Below are 18,447 nucleotides of genomic sequence, written 5' to 3'. Positions count from 1 at the left end.
ATCGCTCGTCAGGACCACTGCGTTACAACACCCCCATCAGTGTGACGTGTGTCACGTTTAAGGCGTGGCCGAGGGTGATTGGCGGGCTCCTCGATCGGTGGAACGGTCACCCGTCCGACCTAGTAGGCGGGGGCTTCACTGGGACGAGGCGGTCGGCGGCCGTGCCCAAAGAAGCGCGCCCCGGCACGCGGGAGGGGTGCCGGGGCGCGGTGTGGTCCAGAACGGACCTCCGCGGTCAGCGGAGGCCGTTGGACCGGGCCTGGGCGATCACGATCAGTTCGTGCCGCAGCGCGGGCGTGGCCGCGGCGTCGATCGCGCGCATCACGGCCCTGCGGGTGCGGGCCTGGTCACGGCGAGCACGGATCTTCGCGGCGATGTTCATCGCTGTCGCTTCCCCTCGTTGCTGCCCTTGGTCGGTGACTCCATTATGCGCCGCCTGACAGCGCGATCGCACCCGATGTTCCGGTGATAAGCGCCATATGTCGATGAATCATCGGCGAATCAGCCGTTTAAGGAGTCATTGTTCGGTCCGGCGGGGCACCATCGGACTGTCTGCCGACGTCTACGGCCAGGCCTAGAGACGGATAGAAAACCCGAGAGGTCAGTCGTCGCGGCCAAGCAGGAAGCGGCCGAAGTGCGGCACGGTGAACGCGATCCGACCGCGTTCCGCGGAGTAGACCAGGCCCTTCTTGATCAGGCTGTCCCTGGCCGGGGAGAGCGAGGACGGCTTGCGCCCCAGCCGGTCGGCGACCGCGGCGGTCGGCACCGCCTCGTCCCGCCCTTCGCTCAGGTCCGCCATGGCGCGCAGGTACTCGCGTTCGGCCGGGGTGGCGCGCTCGTAACGGGAGCCGAAGAAGCCGACGGCGAGTTCCGCCTCCGCCTCGGGCGCGGCGACCCGGACGTCCTCCACCGTGATCGGATCGCCGGGCGCCGCGTCCCAGGCCGCCTTGCCGTACGCCTGCACGAAGTACGGGTAGCCGCCGGAGGTCTCGTACAGCGCCTCCAGCGCGTCCTCCGTGATGCTGGCGTCCTCCCGCTTGATCGGCGCGAGCATCGCCCGCTCGGCGTCCGCCCGTTCCAGCCGGTCGATCCGGACGTACCGGAACAGCCGCTCGGAGTAGGACTTGCTGGCCGACAGCACGGTCGGGACGTGCGGCAGCCCGGCACCGACCACCACCAGCGGGGCGCCGGACTGGGACAGCTCGTGGCAGGCCGCGCACAGCGCCGACACGTCGTCCGGCTGCACGTCCTGCATCTCGTCGATGAGCAGCGCCACGCCGGTGCCCACGTCCTGCGCCAGTTCGGCGACGTCGGTGAACAGCTCCACCAGGTCGATCTCGATGTCGCCCGAGTCGGCCCTTCCGGTCGCGGCGGGCACGTCGATGCCGGGCTGCCACCGGTCGCGCAGCTTGGCGCCCGCCGGGTTGGCCCGCAGTGCGAACGCCTTGAGCACACCGAGCACCGACTCGACCCGGTCCGGGGCGCGGTGCCGCACCGCGAGGTCGCGGATGGCCCGGTGCAGTGCCGCGGCCAGCGGCCGGCGCAGCCCGGCGTCCGGACGCGCCTCCACCTTGCCCGCGCCCCAGCCCCGGCGCACCGCCATCGCCCGTAGCTCGCCGAGCAGCACCGTCTTGCCGACCCCGCGCAGTCCGGTGAGCACCAGGCTGCGTTCCGGGCGCCCGCGCGCGACCCGCTCCAGCACCACCTCGAAGGCGGCCACCTCGCGGTCCCGACCGGCCAGCTCGGGTGGTCGCTGGCCGGCACCGGGGGCGAACGGGTTGCGCACCGGGTCCACGATCGCACCGTATCCGGCTCTCTAGCGTGAACCCGATATTGAGCGAGAAGGCGCGATGGCGTGTCGCGGATCACTACTCCGGACGGGGCACCGGCTGGTGCGGACCACGGATGCGGGTTTATTCGCCGGTCTAGATCATCGGCTAGACGGCGCGAGAAAACCTCGACGAGGCGTGCGGCTCAGCGCTTGTGCGGCGGCACCCACATGCGGCCCTCCACCAGGTCGCCGAAGCCCATCCAGGCCAGGTTCATCAGCCGGCTGGCCACCACGCCCACCGGCTCGTCGGGGTGCGCCAGCCACCAGTCGGCCATCGACTCCCCGGCGCCCACCAGTGCCGCGGCCAAGCCGTCCGTGTCGCGGCGGGTCGCCGCGCCGATGCCCGCCGCCACGTTCCCGTTGCTCACCGCGCGCACCAGCAACCTACCGACCAGGCCGATCATCCGGCCACGCAGCGCGGCCAACTCGCCGGCGAACTGGCCACCCGCCGCGCTGGCCGGCTGGTGCAGCACCCGCCAGCCGTCCGCGTGCTCGGCGACGAAGCCGAAGAACGCCCGCAGGCCGCGCCAGAGCTGAACGTCCGGCGGGGCCGCCGGATCGGCCCCGGCCTCGATCGCGGCCATCAGCCGCTCGCCCTCGCGCCGCAGGCACGCCACGTACAGGTCCTCCTTGGACCCCAGGTACGCGTAGAGCATCGGCTTGGAGATGCCGGCCACCTCGGAGATCTCGTCCATCGAGGCGGTGTGGAAGCCGTGCCGAGCGAACACCGCGACCGCCGCGTCCAGGATCTGCCGCTCGCGCACCGCGCGCGGCAGCCGCTTGGCCCGTGCCGCTCTCGGCGGCTCCTCAGCGTGCATGTCACCCCCTGGCGAGAAGGAGAGCCCGGGCGGTCCGTGCCCGGCTTCCCCAACCTACTCCCCGGTAAGGACTTCGGCATTGACATACGTACCGCATGTATGTTTCTGTGAGGTGGTCTCCGACCGAGGAGGTCGCCATGGCCATCAGCGAATCGTTGGGTGCCCAGCAGGAGATCGACCTCCCGCGGGGTCGGCTGCGGTACCGGGACCGGGGCGAGGGTCCCCCGGTGGTGTTCGTGCACGGCCTGATGGCCAACGCCGACCTGTGGCGCAACGTCGTCCCCCGGGTCGCCGAGGCCGGGTACCGGTGCATCGCCCCGGACTGGCCGCTCGGCGCGCACGAGCTGCCGGTGCCGGGCGCGGACCTGTCCCCGCCCGGCGTGGCCGACCTGATCGCCGACCTGCTCAACGCGCTGGACCTGCGCGGGGTCACCCTGGTGGCCAACGACACCGGCGGCGCGCTCACCCAGATCGTGCTGGCCCGGCGGCCGGAGCGGCTGGCCCGGGTGGTGCTCACGTCCTGCGACAGCTTCGAGTACTTCTTCCCGCCGCCGGTGCTGCGCTACCTGCCGCCGCTGGCCGCGCTACCCGGCTCGGCGTGGCTGCTGGTCCAGGCGCTGCGCAGCCGGTGGGTCCAGCGCCTGCCGATCGCCTACGGCTGGCTGACCATGCGGCCCCTCCCGCCGGAGATCCTGGACTCGTTCGTCCTGCCGAGCCGCCGTTCCGCCGCCGTGCGGGACGACCTGCGCCGCTTCGTGCGCGCGGTGCACCGGAGGTACACGCTGGCCGCCGCGGAGGCGCTGCCGGCCTTCCGCCGGCCGGTGCTGCTCGCCTGGGCCACCGAGGACCGGCTGTTCCCGGTGTCGCTGGCGCACCGGCTGGCCGAGCGGCTGCCCGCCGCGCGCACCGCGCTGGTGCCGGGCTCTCGCACCTTCGTCCCCGAGGACCAGCCCGAGCGGCTGGCCGAATTGGTGGTGGACTTCGCCCGGGAGGGAACGCGCGCGGGACACTGATCCCGCGATGCGACGTCGACAGGAAGAACGCTCCCAGGCCACCCGGGCCGCGCTGGTCGGCCACGCCCGCCGGCTGTTCGCCGAGCGCGGCTACGCGGCCGTCCCCGCGGATGAGGTGGTCGCCGCCGCCGGCGTCACCCGGGGCGCGCTGTACCACCACTACGGGGACAAGCAGGGGCTGTTCCGCGCGGTCTTCGAGGAGATCGAGCGGGAGGTCACCGAGCAGGTCGCCGAGGCGATCGTCGGCGAGGACGACCTCTGGCAGGTCATGCTGCGCGGGCTGGCCGCGTTCCTGGACGCCTGCGAGCGCCCCGAGGTGGTGCGCATAGGGCTCACCGACGCGCCGGCCGTGCTCGGCTGGCAGACCTGGCGGGAGATCGAGGCGGAGCACGGCCTCGGGCTGATCATCGCGCTGCTGGAGCGCGCGATCAACGAGGGGGTGATCGCGCCGCAGCCGGTCCCGGTGCTCGCGCAGATCGTGCTCGGCGCGCTGATCGAGGCCGCCCTGCTGATCGCCGCGGCGGAGGACCGGCAGGCGGCCAGGGCCGCGGCCGAGCGGTCGGTGCAGACCCTGGTCTCCGGGCTGCTGGTGGATTCGGCCGCCCGGGGCGCCGAGGCCCCGGGCGGCCGTCCGACTCAGTAGGTCAGCGCCACCGCCGGGTCGGCGAGCAGCGCACCGACGTCGGCGAGGAACTGCGAGCCCTGCTGCCCGTCCACCACCCGGTGGTCGAAGCTCAGCGCGAGCTGGCAGACCTTGCGCGGCACGATCTGGCCGTCCACCACCCACGGCATGTCCCGGATCGCGCCGAGCGCCAGGATCGCCGACTCGCCGGGATTGATGATCGGCGTGCCGGTGTCCACGCCGAACACCCCGACGTTGGTGATGGTGAACGTGCCGCCGACCATGTCCGCGGGCGGCGTCTTGCCGTCCCGGGCCGTCGTGGTCAGCTCGTCCAGCGCCACGGCCAGCTCCCGCAGCGACATGCGGTCGGCGTCCCGGACCTTGGGTACCACCAACCCGCGTGGCGTGGCGGCCGCGATGCCCAGGTGCACGTAATCCTTGTAGACGATCTCGCCCGCGTCCTCGTCCCAGGTGGCGTTGACGTCCGGGGTGCGCCGGACGGCCAGGCACACCGCCTTGGCCGCGAACGCCAGCGGGGTCAGCTTGACGCCGGCGAACTCGGACCTGACCTTCAGCCGCTCCCGCAGCTCCATCATCGGGGTCACGTCCACGGTGAGGAACTCGGTGACGTGCGGCGCGGTGAAGGCGCTGTCCACCATGGCCTGCGCGGTGGCCCGGCGCACCCCGCGGATCGGCACCCGCCGCTCCCGGCTGGCCGTGTCGTCGCCGGCCGGCTCGGCGACCGCGGGTTGGCTGGCCGCCTGGCTGACGTCCTCGCGGGTGATCACGCCGTGCGGCCCGGACCCGTGCAGCGCGCGCAGGTCCACGCCGAGATCCCGGGCCAGCTTGCGCACCGGGGGCTTGGCCAGCGGCACCAGCGCCCTCGGCTCGGCAGCCGCGGGCTGCCTGGGTTGCGGCGGCTCGGCGGGTGCCTGCCCGGCCGGGGCGGTCGCCACCGCGGCCGGCTTGCGCGGGCGACGCTTCGCCGCGCCGGAGCGCGGCCCGTAGCCGACCAGGGTGGCGATCCGGCCGCCCTCGGTCTCCTCGCCGATCTTGCCGGCCGTGCCGTTGTTCCGCGCCGGTTCCGCCGCCGCGCCCGACGTGTCCGGTGTGGCCGGTGCGGCACCGCCGGGGTCGACGTCGATGCTGATGATCGGCGTACCGACCTCCACCGTCTGCCCCGGCTCGACCAGCAGTTCGCTGACCACACCCGCGTACGGGCAGGGCAGCTCCACCGCGGCCTTGGCGGTCTCGATCTCGATGATCACCTGGTTCACGCTGACCGTGTCGCCCGGCTTGACGTGCCAGGCCAGCACCTCGGCCTCGGTCAGCCCCTCACCGACGTCGGGCAGGGGGAAGTGCTTGAACTGCGGCATCCTCGGACCTCCCCCTCACCAGGCCAGCGCGCGGTCGACGGCGTGCAGCACCCGGTCGAGGTCGGGGAGGAACTCCTCCTCCAGCTTCGACGGCGGGTAGGGGGTGTCGAAGCCGGTGACCCGGAGCACCGGGGCCTCTAGCGAGTAGAAGCACTCCTGCTGCACCCGGGCGGCCACCTCGGCGGCGATCGAGGACTCGCTCGGCGCCTCACTCACCATGACCAGCCGGCCGGTGTGCCGCACCGACTCGAACACCGGCCCCAGGTCCAGCGGGGACAGCGTGCGCAGGTCGATGACCTCCAGGTCGATCCCATCCTCGGCGCCCGCCGCCGCCGCGTCCAGGCAGGTCCGCACCATCGGCCCGTAGCAGGCCACCGTCGCCGCGCTGCCCCGCCGCAGTACCCGGGAGGTGTGCAGGGGTTCCGGCCTGGCGGTCGGGTCCAGCTCCGCCTTCTCCCAGTACCGCCGCTTGGGCTCGAAGAAGATCACCGGGTCGTCGGTGGCGATGGCCTGCTGGATCATCCAGTACGCGTCCACCGGGTTCGAGCAGGCCACCACCTTCAACCCGGCGGTGTGCGCGAAGTAGGACTCGGGCGACTCCGAGTGGTGCTCCACCGCGCCGATCCCGCCTCCGAACGGGATGCGCACCACCACCGGCACCTTCACCTTGCCCTGGCTGCGGTAGTGCAGCTTGGCGAGCTGGCTGACCAGCTGGTCGAAGCCGGGGAAGACGAACCCGTCGAACTGGATCTCGCACACCGGGCGGTACCCGCGGATGGCCAGGCCGATCGCGGTGCCGATGATCCCGGACTCGGCCAGCGGGGTGTCCAGCACCCGCTGCTCGCCGAAGTCCTTCTGCAGCCCGTCGGTGATCCGGAAGACGCCGCCGAGCCGGCCGACGTCCTCCCCCATCACGATGACCCGCGGGTCGCGTTCCATCGCCGCGCGCAGGCCCATGTTCAGGCCCTTGGCCAGCGTGATCGTCTGGGTGGACGACGTCGCCGTGGTCGGCCGGTGCATGGTCGGGGCGGCCATCAGTGCCCACCCCCCACCGTGGTCTCGAACCCGCTGAGGTACTCGAGGAACTCGTCCCGCTGGGCGTCCAGCACCGGGCTGGGTTCCGCGTACACCTCGGAGAAGATCCGCTTCGCCGGTGGATCCGGCATGTTCAGGCAGAAGTCCCGCAGCTCGGCGGCAAGCTGGTCGGCCTCGGCCTGCACCTCGTCGAAGAAGGCGGTATCCGCCCACTGCTGCCGGACCAGGTGCACCCGCACCCGCTCGATCGGGTCCTTGAGCTTCCACGCCTCCAGCTCGTCGGAGAGCCGGTACCGGGTCGGGTCGTCGGAGGTGGTGTGCGCGTCCATCCGGTACGTGAACGCCTCGATCAGCACCGGACCGTTGCCGTGCCGGCACTCGTCCAGCGCCCAGCGGGTGACCGCCAGGCAGGCCAGCACGTCGTTGCCGTCCACCCGGATGCCGGGGAAGCCGTAGCCGCGGGCCCGGTGGTACAGCGGAAGCCGGCTCTGCCGCTCGGTCGGCTCGGAGATGGCCCACTGGTTGTTCTGGCAGAACAGCACCAGCGGCGCGTCGTACACCGCGGACCACACCATCGACTCGTGCACGTCGCCCTGGCTGGTCGCGCCGTCGCCGAAGAAGACGATGGTGGCCTCGCCGTCGTCGTCACCGACCTTGCCGTCGAACTTCTGCCCCATCGCGTAGCCGGCCGCGTTCAGGCACTGGTTGCCGATGACGATGGTGTAGAGGTGGAACCGTTTCTCCAGTGGGTCCCAGCTGCCGTGGTCGGTGCCGCGGAAGATGCCGAGCAGTTCGGTTGGCTGCACACCCTTGCACCACGCCACACCGTGCTCGCGGTAGCTGGGGAACGCCATGTCCTGCGGCCGCATCGCCCGTCCGGCGCCGATCTGCGCGGCCTCCTGGCCGAGCAGCGGCACCCAGATGCCGAGCTGCCCCTGCCGCTGCAACGCGTTTCCCTCGCGGTCCGCCCGGCGCACCAGGACCATGTCCCGGTACAGCCCGCGCAGCTCCTCCGCGGTGATCTCGATGTCGAAGTCGGGGTGGGATACCCGCTCGCCTTCGGGGGTCAGTAGCTGTACCAGGTCGGCACCGCCTTCGCTCGTGGCGCGCAATCCAGCGATCACCTGCTCCGCGGTAGGTGAGGCGGCGGTCGCGGCTGGGGTGCCGGCCGGCCTTTCAGGCGTCCATTGCTCCGGGGACGACATGGGCCTTCTCCTTGTGTCAACGCCGGTCGGCCGCTTGTGACGGCCGAGCACGGCAGCACCGCCAGTCCCCCGCCGCCCCGGTTGGGGACGGACGGTCGACCGTCGGCGCTGACGGTTCATCGAGTCACTCAAAGCCATCCTGGCATGGATCCCGGCGCTTCCGTGAGCCCCGCCACACGTGACACAAATGACCTGCACGCGGCGTAGTCCTGAGGTCCGTCCGGCGGTACTCCGGGCCGTTCGCCCCCGGTGACGCGGGGATGTGGAACACGTGCGGGTGGAATGGTGTTGGCTTCCGCGTATGACCATGTCGACGCGGCGCGTCCGGGTGCGCGGGCCGGTCGCCGACTCGGCGCACCACTCGCTGGTCGAGCGGGCCGCCGACGCGGAGACCGTGCTGCGCCGGATCGTCAGCGGTGAGCGCGGCCGCTCCGACGGCGGGCCGGCGTCGGCCAGCTTCGCCGAACCCGGTGGGCTGGCCCTGCTGCCGCCCGAGGTGGCCGCCGCGGTCGGCTACGACGCGGTGGTCGCGGACACGGCGAACCACCTGCTACGCGGGGTGCGGCTGGCGGACGGTCGGGTGCGGACCGTGACCGGTACCGGCAGTGGCGGGACGGCGCTGGAGGTGGACCTGACCAGCCCCTGCGACGTGGCCGGGTGCTCGCCGGCGCCGTGCTGGGCGGCGTGCTTCATGTCGTCGCCCAGGCCGTGAGCTGCGACGACGACCCCTCGGTGGCGCACCCGGTGTGCCGGGTGGTCCGCAAGGACTGGGGTGTCCCGGTGCGCGTCACCGAGCGAGGGGTACGACGGTTGCCGCTGGTCATGGGCGGTATCGACGGCGTGCCGGAGTGACGTCCGGTTTGTCCCACCCGTGTCACTGAACCCGGTGACCGGGGCCGTAGACTCGGCCAGTGCCCGATGTCAAGCTAGAGATCCAGATGCTGCATGACCGCGTCATGCTCAGGGTCTCGCCCGAGGAGGGGGAGCGGCGCAGCAGCGGCGGGATCGTCATTCCGGCCACGGCCCAGGTGGCCCGGCGGCTGGCATGGGGAGACGTGGTCGGCGCCGGCACCAGCGTGCGGCACGTCAAGGTCGGCGACCGAGTGCTGTTCAACCCCGAGGACCCGCTCGAAGTCGAGGTGCAGGGTCAGGCGTACCTGGTGATGCGGGAGCGGGACCTGCACGCGGTGGCCACCGAGCGGACCGAGCACGGTACCGGCCTGTACCTGTGAGCGCCGCCCGTGCGGTTCGCCCCGAACCGGACGGACCCGACACGACGAGCCCGCGGCGGGCCTCCGGGCGAGGTACCCGCCACGGGCCGAGCACCTGCCGCTTGTCCCCGACCCGGCGCTTGTCCACACTGCGATGACTCCGTTGCTCGACGACCCAGGCTCCGCGACGACCAGGAGGAGAGAGCGTGGCCGCCGACCACGAGCGTTCGGACAACGAGGCGGAGCGGACCGATGTGCTCCCGCCGGTGCCGCCGGAGGGTGACAGCGAGCGCACCGACCGGATCAGCGACCGGCCGCTGACCACCGAGGCACCCACCGTCGTCGGCACCGGCTGGGGCGGCGGACCCTGGCCATGGGCCGGGTGGCTGACGGCTGGCGCACCGAATCCCGGGGCGCCGACCGCACCGACCATGCCGGCGGCCCCGGTCGGCGCGCCCGCGACGCGCTGGAGACGCTGGCGGCGCCCCGGCCTGGTGGCCGCCTGCGTGGTCGGGGCGTTCGCGCTGCTCTACGGGCTCGACCTGGTCACCTCGCAGGGAGACGTGCCGCGCGGCGTGGTGGTCGCCGGCGTGGACGTGGGCGGCATGGACCGCACCACCGCCGAGCAGCGGCTGCACGAGCGCGTCGACCCCCGGCTGGCCAGGCCGGTGCCGGTGCGCGCCGGAGACGTGAACACCACGGTGGACCCGGTGGCCGCCGGGCTCGGCGTGGACTGGCCGGCCACCCTGGCCGCCGCGGGCGAGCAGCCGCTCAACCCGTGGACCCGGCTGACCTCGCTGTTCACCGCACGCCGGGTGGACGTGGTGCCCCGGGTGGACGGCGCCAAGCTGGCCGCCGCGGTGCAGGGCCTGCGCGGCAAGGTGGACCGCGCCCCGGTGGAGGGCACGGTCCGCTTCGAGGGCACCGAGCCGGTGCCGGTGGAGCCGAAGGCCGGCCAGCAACTCGACGTGGACGGCGCCACCAGCGCGTTGCGCTCGCACTGGGCCGACGGCGAACCGGTGCAGGTGCCGGTCGGCACCACCCCGGTCCGCACCAGCCCGGAGGCCGTGCGGCAGGCGCTGGACTCGGTGGCCCGCCCCGCGGTGTCCGGCCCGGTGGTGGTGCACGGCGAGGGCCGGGACGCGGTGATCGACCCGACCGCCATCGCCGGCGCGCTCAGCTTCGAGCCGGCGGCCAGCGGTGGTTGGCTCACCGCCAAGCTCGACCAGCAGAAGCTGATCGCCGCGTTGAAACCGCAGCTCGCGCCCACCGAGCGGCCGGGCCAAGACGCCAGGATCGTCTTCGACACCGGCCGGCCGACCGTGCTGCCCTCGGTGGACGGGCACGGCGTGGACTGGGGCAAGAGCCTCGCCGGGCTGCTCGACGTGGTCAAGCGCACCGACAACCGGGCCATCACGGCGCAGTACGTCGACCAGCCGGCCAAGCTCACCACCGACGCGGCGAACAAGCTCGGCATCACCGACGTGATCGGAGAGTTCACCACCGGTGGTTTCGCCCAGGACTCGGGCATGAACATCCACCGGGTCGCCGACCAGGTCAATGGCGCGATCGTCAAGCCGGGCGAGACGTTCAGCCTGAACGGCTACACCGGCCCACGCACCGCCGCGCAGGGCTACGTCGAGGCCGGCGTGATCGAGCACGGCGCACCCGCCCGGGAAATCGGCGGCGGCATCTCGCAGTTCGCCACCACGCTGTACAACGCCGCCTACTTCGCCGCGATGACCGACGCCGGGCACAAGGAACACAGCTACTACATCAGCCGCTACCCGCCGGCCCGGGAGGCGACCGTGTTCCAGAACCCGGACGGCAGCAGCGTGATCGACCTGAAGTTCCGCAACGACGACCCGACCGGGGTGGCCATCCAGACCATCTGGACGCCGCAGTCGATCACTGTGCGGCTGTGGGGCACCAAGCGGTACAGCGTCGAATCCATCCCGGGACAGCGGCGGGACTTCACCCCGCCGAACACGGTGACCCAGCCGGCCGGCCCGAACTGCCACGAGGGCAACGGGGCGCCAGGATTCACCACGGACGACACCCGCGTGATCCGCGACCTCAGCGGCCGCGAGGTGCGCCGGCAGACGCACACGGTGAAGTACGACCCGCAGCCGAAGATCGTCTGCGCGCCGCCACCGCCGCGCGGCCGGCCCTGACCCGGCCCGGCACGAAAACGGCGGCGACCCCGGAGCCAGGGGTCGCCGCCGTTTTCGTGCGGTGGGCGTCAGAACGCCGCCTCGTCCACCTCCATCAGCGCGTTGTCGGTGGTCTCGACGACCTTGCGGCGGGCGGACAGCTCCGGCAGCACGGTCTTGGCGAAGTACGAGGCCACCGCCACCTTGCCGGTGTAGAAGGCCTTGTCCCGCTCGGACGGCTCGCCGTCCAGCGCGGCCAGCGCGACCTCCGCCTGGCGCAGCAGCAGCCAGCCGATCAGCAGGTCACCGGTGCTCATCAGCAGCCGCACGGTGTTCTGGCCGACCTTGTAGAGGTTGTGCACGTCCTCCTGCGCCGAGGTCAGGAACTCGATCATCGTGCCGAGCATGCCCTGCACGTCGTCCGAGGCCTGCTTGAGCAGCGCGCGCTCCTCCTTGAGCCGGCCGTTGCCGCTCTCCGCCTCGATGAACTTGCCGATCTCTCCGGCGAGGTAGCCGACGGCCTTGCCCTTGTCCCGGATGATCTTCCGGAAGAAGAAGTCCAGCGACTGGATGGCCGTGGTGCCCTCGTACAGCGAGTCGATCTTCGAGTCGCGGATGTACTGCTCGATCGGGTAGTCCTGCAGGAAGCCGGAGCCGCCGAGCACCTGAAGCGCCTGGGCCAACTGCTCGTACGCCCGCTCCGAGCCGACACCCTTGACGATCGGCAGCAGCAGGTCGTTGACCCGCTCGGCCAGGTCGACGTCGCCCTCGCCGCTGCGGATCTGGTCCTGGAACGTCGCCGTGTACAGGTACACCGCGCGCAGACCCTCGGCGTACGCCTTCTGCGTCATCAGCAGCCGGCGGACATCCGGGTGGTGGGTGATGGTCACCCGCGGCGCCGTCTTGTCGGTCATCTGGGTCAGGTCGGCGCTCTGCACGCGCTCCTTGGCGTACTCCAGCGCGTTGAGGTAGCCGGTGGAGAGCGTGGCGATGGCCTTGGTGCCGACCATCATCCGGGCGTACTCGATGACCTGGAACATCTGCGCGATGCCGTCGTGCACCTCGCCGAGCAGCCAACCCTTGGCCGGAACGCCGTGCTGGCCGAAGGTCAGCTCGCAGGTGGTGGAGACCTTCAGGCCCATCTTGTGCTCGACGTTGGTGACGAACGCGCCGTTGCGCTCGCGCGGCTCGCCGGTCTCCGGGTCGAACAGGAACTTCGGCACCAGGAACAGGCTCAGGCCCTTGGTGCCCGGCTTGGCCTCGATGCCCGGACCCTCCGGCCGGGCCAGCACCAGGTGCATGATGTTCTCGGTGATGTCCTGGTCACCGGATGTGATGAACCGCTTCACGCCGTCCAGGTGCCAGGATCCGTCCTCCTGCAGCACCGCCTTGGTGCGGCCGGCGCCCACGTCGGAGCCGGCGTCCGGCTCGGTGAGCACCATGGTGGCGCCCCAGCCGCGGTCGATCATGAACTGGGCCCACTTCCGCTGCTCCTCGGTGCCGTTCGCGTGCACCACCGAGGCGAAGCTGGGGCCGGCCATGTACATGAAGATCGCGGGGTTGGCGCCGAGGATCAGCTCCGCGGCGGCCCACTGCACGGTCGGCGGGATGCCGAAGCCGCCCAGCTCGTTGGGCAGCCCGAGCCGCCACCACTCGCCGTCCCACACCGCCTGGTAGGACTTCTTGATCGACTCGGGCAGGGTCGCCGAGTGTGTCTTCGGGTCGAACACCGGCGGGTTGCGGTCGGCGTCAGCGAAGGACTCCGCCAGCGGCCCCACCGCGAGGCTGTTCAGCTCGCTCAGCACGCCGCGCGCGGTTTCCTCGTCGGCCTGCTCGAACGGCCCCTTGCCGAGGTGTTCCTGGATCTTGAAGACCTCGAAGAGGTTGAACTCCAGATCCCGGACGTTGCTCTTGTAGTGGCCCATCTCGTTAGCTCCCGTGTGTGCGCGGGTACCCGGCGGGGCATGCGTCCCCCTACTGGCCGGTAACATGCAGCGTATTACCTGCCAGTAACCTCGGGCAAGGAGAAGCCGGGCGGTGTGTCCGACGTGACGCCGTGCAGCGTGTTCCACGGCCGCCGCGGTGCAGCGACCTTCCGCCGGGGCAACGATCAGACGGCCGCGCGGGTGAGCGTGGCCAGCCGGATGCCGAGGCCGACCAGCACCAGGCCGGTGACCTGGTCCAGCCGGGCCCGCACCGCCGGCCGGGCCAGCAGTCGGCGCACCACGCCAACAGCGAGCACCACCAGCGTGTACCAGGTCGCGCTGATCGCCATCTGCACCACGGCCAGCGCCGCGGTCTGACCGACCGTGCCGCCGTGCGCCGGCAGGAACTGCGGGAACAGCGCGAGGTAGAGCACCGCGGCCTTGGGGTTGGACAGGTTGGTCAGCAGCCCGGCGCGGTAGGCACCGAGAATTCGGCGCGGGCCGCGCTCCGGTTCCCGTTCCCGCGCCCACACCTGCGCGGTGCCGTGCCGCCGGGTCTGGTCCGCGGCGTGCGGCCGGGCCCGCTCGGTGCCGTGCCGCCGGGAGCGCCGCAGCGACTGCACGCCCAGCCAGCACAGGTAGCCGGCGCCGGCGATCTTGAGCGCCAGGAACGCCAACTCGGACGTGCGTACCAGCGCGGTCAGCCCGAGCACCGAGGCGAACGCCCAGAACACCAGGCCGGACGTGTTCCCGGTCACCGCGACCAGCCCGGCCGGCCGTCCGGCGCGCAGGGTCTGGTCGATGATTACCGCCAGCGACGGCCCCGGGCTCATCACCACGAGCACGCAGGTGGCCACGAAGGCCGGCGAAACCACGTCCACACGGGCAGTCTTACCCGCCGCGCGTCGCGCCGCGACGGGTTTGTGGCGTAGTCGGTGCCGTGGTCACTCCGCCGGCTCGCGGCCGGTGATCTCGGGCATCACGTCGCGGGCCGCGTCGTTCACCGCGCCCAGGAAGTCCACCGCCACCGCCAGCCGTTCGTCGTCGTAGCGGCGCAGCACGTCCCGCATCCGCTCCGACATCAGGCCGAAGATCCGGGTCAGTTCCTCCTCGTGCCGGCCGGTGGAGACGACGAACACCCGGCGGCGATCGGCCGGATCACGGCGCCGCTCCACGAATCCGGCCCGCTCCAGCCGGTCCAGCAGGGCGGTGACCGCGGACGTGCTCAGCCCGGTGATCTCGGCCAGCCGTCCGGCGGTGAGGTTCGGCTCGCCACGGGCCAGGTCCAGCGCCTTGAGGTCGGTGGAGTTCAGCCCGAACCGGTCGGCGATCGCCTGGTGCACCAGTACGCCGCGGGCGGCCATGTCCCGCAGCAGGCCCTCCAGAACGTCCACCAACTCGCCGCGCCGCTTGCTCGTCCTTGACATCGCCTTCCCGCCGGGCAAATAATTCGATACGTCGAGAGATTCGATGCGTCGAAACTTCCGGTTCTTGGTATGAGGCTAGTCGCCACCTGGGGGAGTGAGCCATGTCCGAGTCCAGTCCGCCCGTTGTCGTCGTGGGAGCCGGCCTCGCCGGCCTGTCCACCGCGATGTTCCTCGGTCTGCACGGGGTGCCGTCCCTGGTCGTGGAGCGGCATCCCGGCACATCCACCCAGCCCAAGGCGCGTGGCCAGTTCCCGAACACCATGGAGGCACTGCGCGTGGCCGGCGTGGCCGAGCGGGTCCGCAAGGCCGGCCCCGCGCCCGACGCGGACTTCGCCATCTCCATCGTGCGCAGCCTGACCGGACCGGTCATCAAGACGATCATGGCGGAGAAGGGGCCGGACCTCAGCGCGTTCACCCCGGCCGGCTGGGGCAACACCAGCCAGGAACGCGCCGAGACAGTGCTCGCCGAGCGGGCCGTGGAGCTGGGCGCGGAGATCGCCTTCCGTACCGAGCTGGTGTCGTTCACCCAGGACGCCGGCGGGGTCACCGCCGTGCTCCGCGATCTCGCCGGCGGCACGGAACGAACCGTGCGGGCCGGCTACCTGGTCGCCGCGGACGGCCACCGCAGCCCGGTTCGTGCGGCGCTGGGCATCGGCCGGCACGGCCGGGGAGTCCTCGGCGACGCGGTGAGCGCACTCGTCGAGGCCGACCTGGCCGCGGCGCTGCCCGCCGAGCTGGCCCTGATCCACGTTCACAACCCCGAACTGCCCACCGGCTCCGCCACCCTGGTCAGCACCGACCATCCCGGCCGGTACGCGTTCGCCGTCGGCTACCGCCCCGGCGACGCCGAAACCGCCTTCTCGGAGCGGCACATCGTCGACCTCGTCCGCGTCGCCGCCGGCATGCCGGGGCTGGCGGTGCGGGTGCTGGACGTGGGTACCACGCAGACCGCCGCGCTGGTGGCCGACCAGTTCCGCGCCGGCCGGGTGCTGCTGGCCGGCGACGCCGCCCACGTCATGCCGCCCACCGGCGGAGCCGGCGGCAACCTCGCCGTGCTGGACGGCTACCAGCTCGGCTGGAAGCTGGCCATGGTGGTGCGCGGCCAGGCCGGGCCCGCGCTGCTGGACAGCCACGACGCGGAGCGCCGGCCCTACGCGGACTGGGTGGTCGAGCAGCAGTACGCGCGCATGGTGGAGCGGGTGGCGCCGCACCCGCGGGACGGCGACGTGGCCGAGGAACTGCCCCCGGAGTTCGCGCTGTTCGGCTACCGCTACCCGCACGGCGCGGTGGTCCGCGAACCGGACGACGACGGCGCGCCGTTCGAGGACCCGGCCGCCCCGACCGGCCGGCCCGGCTCCCGCGCCCCGCACGTCGGGCTCGCCACCGGCTCCACGATCGACCTCTTCGGGCGCGGTTTCGTGCTGCTCGCCGGCCCGTCCGGCGCCGCGTGGGCGGACGCGGCCGCCGAGGCGGGGCGGCGGCTCGGCATCGACGTGGCCACGCACCGGATCGCCGCCGCCGACGCCGCCGGCTGGTGCGCCGCGTACGGCGTCGGCCCTGGCGGCGCCAGCCTGGTCCGGCCGGACGGCTTCGTCGCATGGCGGTCCCGCGGCCCCGGCGACCCGGCCGCGGTGGAGAAAGCCCTGCGTACCGTGCTGGCCCGGTGACCGGTACCTCGACCCGGCACCTTGATCGCCGCGCCCTCGACGTCATCCCGGACGGCACACCGTGACCGACCGGCCAGACTGGGCGCCATGACCGACCACGGTCTCGACGCCGACGGCTACCTGCGTCGCGAGGGCTCGCTGGACCGCGTGCCCGCGCCGTTCGCGCCGGTCGTCGCCGACCTGCGGGAATCCGTCAGCGCCGCCTTCGGGCCTCGCCTGCACAGCGTCTACCTGTACGGCAGCATCCCGCGCGGCACCGCCGTGCCCGGCCGATCCGACCTGGACGCGGTGATCCTGCTGCGCGACACGCCCGGCGACGCCGACCAGGCGACGGTCCGACGGCTGAACCGCGATCTCGACGCGCGGCACGACGTCGTGGACGGCGCCGGACTGCTGCTGTGGTCGGTGGCCACGGTGCTGGACCCAGCCGAGCGGTACAACCTCGGCTTCATGCTGGCGTGCCTGTGCACGCTGCTGCTCGGCGAGGACATCTCGCGCCGGCTGCCTCGGTACCGCCCGACCGTCGAACTGGCCCGGGGCGCCAACGGCGACATCGGTGCCGTCCTCGCCCGGTGCCGCGCACGGGTCGGCGCGGATGACACCGCCGCGCTCTGCCGCCGCGTCGCGCGCAAGCTGGTCCGCACCGGGTTCACCCTGGTCATGCCGCGCTGGCGGGGCTGGACCAGCGACCTGGCAGCGATGGTCGAGGCGTTCGCCCACTACTACCCCGACCGCGCGGCGGACATGGAGCGGGCAACCCAGCTCGCGCGGGCACCCAGCGACGACCCCGCTGTGGTCCTGGACCTCATCGACGGCCTCGGCACCTGGCTCACCGCGGAATACGCCCGGGCGGTGACGTAGGCGTCGGTTTCCCGCCGGAGGGTCGGCGACCCGCCGCCCAGGATGGGCACCATGACAACCGTTGACGTGGCATACGAGGTCAGGGCCATCGAGCCGGAGGCGCTCCGCCAGCTTTGGGAGCGTGATGACGCCGGCAACCCGCCGCGGCTACTGGTCCACGAGGACGGCGGCAGCCCGCTCCGGTGCTGCCTGCGCCCGGTCCGTCCGGGCGAGCGGGTGGCGCTGGTGTCCTACGCGCCGCTGCGCCGCTGGGCCGAGCGGACCGGTGCGGACCCGGGACCGTATAACGAGGTGGGGCCGGTGTTCATCCACCCGCAGCCGTGCGACGGACCGCGGGGCAGCGGCTACCCGTACGAGCTGCGCAGCTCGCACCGGGTGTTCCGGGCGTACAGCCGAGACGGGCGGATTCTCGGTGGCCGGCTGGTGCCGGATGACGACGCCGTCGAATCGGTGCTCGCCGACCTGTTCGCCGACCCGGAGGTCGCCATGGTGCACGTCCGGGCCGTCGAGTTCGGCTGCTTCTTCTTCGCCGTCCACCGCCGCTGATCTCCACTCGCGGTTCCCGGTCAAGTCGGGCCGATTGCGCCGCGCGACTTGAATGAGCACCTGCGCGGCGGATCAACGCATCGCAGACCGGCTGAGCGCACTGGCCGACAAGCACCAGAAAGCGCGCCAAGCGCGAGGACCAGGGCGACGGCAACGATCCCGACGATGGGCCGCCCCCGCGGGCCAATTAATCAAGTGAGTCACGCGGTGTCCACGGCTACGATCCTGCGCGATGCCTCGAAGCGGCGTCACGGCATCGCCGGACGACGTTCCGCGCATACGAGCTTCACCAGTGGCATGCGGGCCACCGTTGGCGGCGTCAGGCTGGCGGATGCCGCTGGGGTTCAGCGGCTGATCGCGTTCGGTCTGTTGGTCTTGTGCACGGCGCCGTTCCTGTTATGTGAGCTGCGGCGGCCTACAGAACCGTCGTGAAGGACAAGTACAAGGAAACCGCCCGGGGCGGCGTGTCCGTCGGCGAAGGGAGCCGCGAGTTGGTTGCTGCCGGGGGTAGGACAGGATCGCTGGATGATCGCGAGTCCATATGCGCAGGACGGCTATTGCGTGCGGTTGGAGTGGGGCTTGAGCGGCGCAGGGGAACTTGCAGGTGGGGCGTCGGTGGCAGCCGTGGTGGATGGGCGGTGTCAAGTAGTGGGTGCACCACCAGCTTCTAGCAGCAGTTTGTTGAGGACTTCGGTGGGTTTGAGCCAGCCGAGAGTCTGCCGGGGCCGGTCGTTGAGTTCGTCGGCGACGGCGTCCA

18 protein-coding genes are annotated in these 18,447 nt (G+C 72.1%); 9 read left to right on the top strand and 9 right to left on the bottom strand.

Annotated elements, in window-relative coordinates:
• Positions 1 to 235 precede the first annotated feature (235 nt).
• The 3 genes from FFT21_RS29135 to FFT21_RS12225 form a co-directional block, all read right to left on the bottom strand.
• Entirely contained in the window at positions 236 to 382 is a 147-nt protein-coding gene (locus FFT21_RS29135) for a hypothetical protein (protein WP_192909504.1), read from the bottom strand.
• A 219-nt stretch (positions 383 to 601) separates the two neighbouring features.
• Complete coding sequence (locus tag FFT21_RS12230; protein ID WP_137813959.1) at positions 602 to 1,795, bottom strand: DUF8462 domain-containing protein; 1,194 nt, start codon at positions 1,793 to 1,795, stop codon at positions 602 to 604.
• A 179-nt stretch (positions 1,796 to 1,974) separates the two neighbouring features.
• Positions 1,975 to 2,649: a TetR/AcrR family transcriptional regulator gene (locus tag FFT21_RS12225; protein WP_137813958.1), complete on the bottom strand. Its 675-nt coding sequence runs from the start codon at positions 2,647 to 2,649 to the stop codon at positions 1,975 to 1,977.
• Between the two features lie 137 nt (positions 2,650 to 2,786).
• Between FFT21_RS12225 and FFT21_RS12220 the strand changes: the two genes are divergently transcribed.
• Positions 2,787 to 3,662 carry an alpha/beta fold hydrolase gene (locus FFT21_RS12220; RefSeq protein WP_137813957.1) on the top strand — a complete coding sequence of 292 codons (876 nt, stop codon included), beginning with the start codon at positions 2,787 to 2,789 and terminating at the stop codon, positions 3,660 to 3,662.
• A 7-nt stretch (positions 3,663 to 3,669) separates the two neighbouring features.
• Positions 3,670 to 4,305: a TetR/AcrR family transcriptional regulator gene (locus tag FFT21_RS12215; protein ID WP_137813956.1), complete on the top strand. Its 636-nt coding sequence runs from the start codon at positions 3,670 to 3,672 to the stop codon at positions 4,303 to 4,305.
• Here FFT21_RS12215 and FFT21_RS12210 read toward each other — a convergent pair.
• The 3 genes from FFT21_RS12210 to pdhA are packed head-to-tail and all read right to left on the bottom strand — an operon-like array spanning position 4,299 to position 7,900.
• A complete protein-coding gene (locus FFT21_RS12210) occupies positions 4,299 to 5,660 on the bottom strand; it encodes a dihydrolipoamide acetyltransferase family protein (RefSeq protein WP_137813955.1) in 1,362 nt (453 codons plus the stop codon). The two genes, FFT21_RS12215 and FFT21_RS12210, sit on opposite strands and share 7 nt — an antisense overlap.
• A gap of 15 nt (positions 5,661 to 5,675) precedes the next feature.
• Positions 5,676 to 6,695 carry an alpha-ketoacid dehydrogenase subunit beta gene (locus FFT21_RS12205; RefSeq protein WP_137813954.1) on the bottom strand — a complete coding sequence of 340 codons (1,020 nt, stop codon included), beginning with the start codon at positions 6,693 to 6,695 and terminating at the stop codon, positions 5,676 to 5,678.
• Complete coding sequence (gene pdhA, locus FFT21_RS12200) at positions 6,695 to 7,900, bottom strand: pyruvate dehydrogenase (acetyl-transferring) E1 component subunit alpha (RefSeq protein WP_137813953.1); 1,206 nt, start codon at positions 7,898 to 7,900, stop codon at positions 6,695 to 6,697. The genes FFT21_RS12205 and pdhA overlap by 1 nt, the downstream gene beginning before the upstream one ends.
• 301 nt (positions 7,901 to 8,201) lie before the next feature.
• Between pdhA and FFT21_RS12195 the strand changes: the two genes are divergently transcribed.
• From FFT21_RS12195 to FFT21_RS12180, 4 genes are all read left to right on the top strand, one after another.
• Positions 8,202 to 8,612: an NHL repeat-containing protein gene (locus FFT21_RS12195; RefSeq protein ID WP_371856777.1), complete on the top strand. Its 411-nt coding sequence runs from the start codon at positions 8,202 to 8,204 to the stop codon at positions 8,610 to 8,612.
• On the top strand, positions 8,609 to 8,752 hold the full coding sequence (locus FFT21_RS12190) for a hypothetical protein (RefSeq protein WP_192909503.1): 144 nt from the start codon (positions 8,609 to 8,611) through the stop codon (positions 8,750 to 8,752). The genes FFT21_RS12195 and FFT21_RS12190 overlap by 4 nt, the downstream gene beginning before the upstream one ends.
• 86 nt (positions 8,753 to 8,838) lie before the next feature.
• A complete protein-coding gene (locus FFT21_RS12185) occupies positions 8,839 to 9,132 on the top strand; it encodes a GroES family chaperonin (RefSeq protein ID WP_137814058.1) in 294 nt (97 codons plus the stop codon).
• A gap of 410 nt (positions 9,133 to 9,542) precedes the next feature.
• Complete coding sequence (locus FFT21_RS12180) at positions 9,543 to 11,285, top strand: VanW family protein (protein WP_137814057.1); 1,743 nt, start codon at positions 9,543 to 9,545, stop codon at positions 11,283 to 11,285.
• Between the two features lie 68 nt (positions 11,286 to 11,353).
• Here FFT21_RS12180 and FFT21_RS12175 read toward each other — a convergent pair whose 3' ends face one another.
• The 3 genes from FFT21_RS12175 to FFT21_RS12165 all read right to left on the bottom strand — a co-directional run bounded on the left by FFT21_RS12175 (position 11,354) and on the right by FFT21_RS12165 (position 14,616).
• Entirely contained in the window at positions 11,354 to 13,189 is a 1,836-nt protein-coding gene (locus FFT21_RS12175; protein WP_137813951.1) for an acyl-CoA dehydrogenase, read from the bottom strand.
• A gap of 185 nt (positions 13,190 to 13,374) precedes the next feature.
• Positions 13,375 to 14,070 (bottom strand): LysE family translocator, encoded by a 696-nt coding sequence (locus FFT21_RS12170; RefSeq protein WP_137813950.1) that lies wholly within the window; start codon positions 14,068 to 14,070, stop codon positions 13,375 to 13,377.
• A gap of 63 nt (positions 14,071 to 14,133) precedes the next feature.
• On the bottom strand, positions 14,134 to 14,616 hold the full coding sequence (locus FFT21_RS12165) for a MarR family winged helix-turn-helix transcriptional regulator (RefSeq protein WP_137813949.1): 483 nt from the start codon (positions 14,614 to 14,616) through the stop codon (positions 14,134 to 14,136).
• Positions 14,617 to 14,717: 101 nt separating this feature from the next.
• Here FFT21_RS12165 and FFT21_RS12160 point away from each other — a divergent pair, with 101 nt between their 5' ends.
• The 3 genes from FFT21_RS12160 to FFT21_RS12150 all read left to right on the top strand — a co-directional run bounded on the left by FFT21_RS12160 (position 14,718) and on the right by FFT21_RS12150 (position 17,690).
• Positions 14,718 to 16,283: an FAD-dependent monooxygenase gene (locus FFT21_RS12160; protein ID WP_137813948.1), complete on the top strand. Its 1,566-nt coding sequence runs from the start codon at positions 14,718 to 14,720 to the stop codon at positions 16,281 to 16,283.
• Between the two features lie 87 nt (positions 16,284 to 16,370).
• Positions 16,371 to 17,144 (top strand): nucleotidyltransferase domain-containing protein, encoded by a 774-nt coding sequence (locus FFT21_RS12155; RefSeq protein ID WP_137813947.1) that lies wholly within the window; start codon positions 16,371 to 16,373, stop codon positions 17,142 to 17,144.
• Between the two features lie 51 nt (positions 17,145 to 17,195).
• Positions 17,196 to 17,690: a DUF1203 domain-containing protein gene (locus FFT21_RS12150; RefSeq protein ID WP_137813946.1), complete on the top strand. Its 495-nt coding sequence runs from the start codon at positions 17,196 to 17,198 to the stop codon at positions 17,688 to 17,690.
• The last annotated feature ends 757 nt before the right edge of the window (positions 17,691 to 18,447 follow it).

This window comes from Gandjariella thermophila (assembly GCF_005405885.1).
GTDB classification, from domain to species: domain Bacteria; phylum Actinomycetota; class Actinomycetes; order Mycobacteriales; family Pseudonocardiaceae; genus Gandjariella; species Gandjariella thermophila.
Note: the sequence above shows the minus strand (reverse complement) of the source record. Positions and strands in the feature narration are given on the sequence as shown.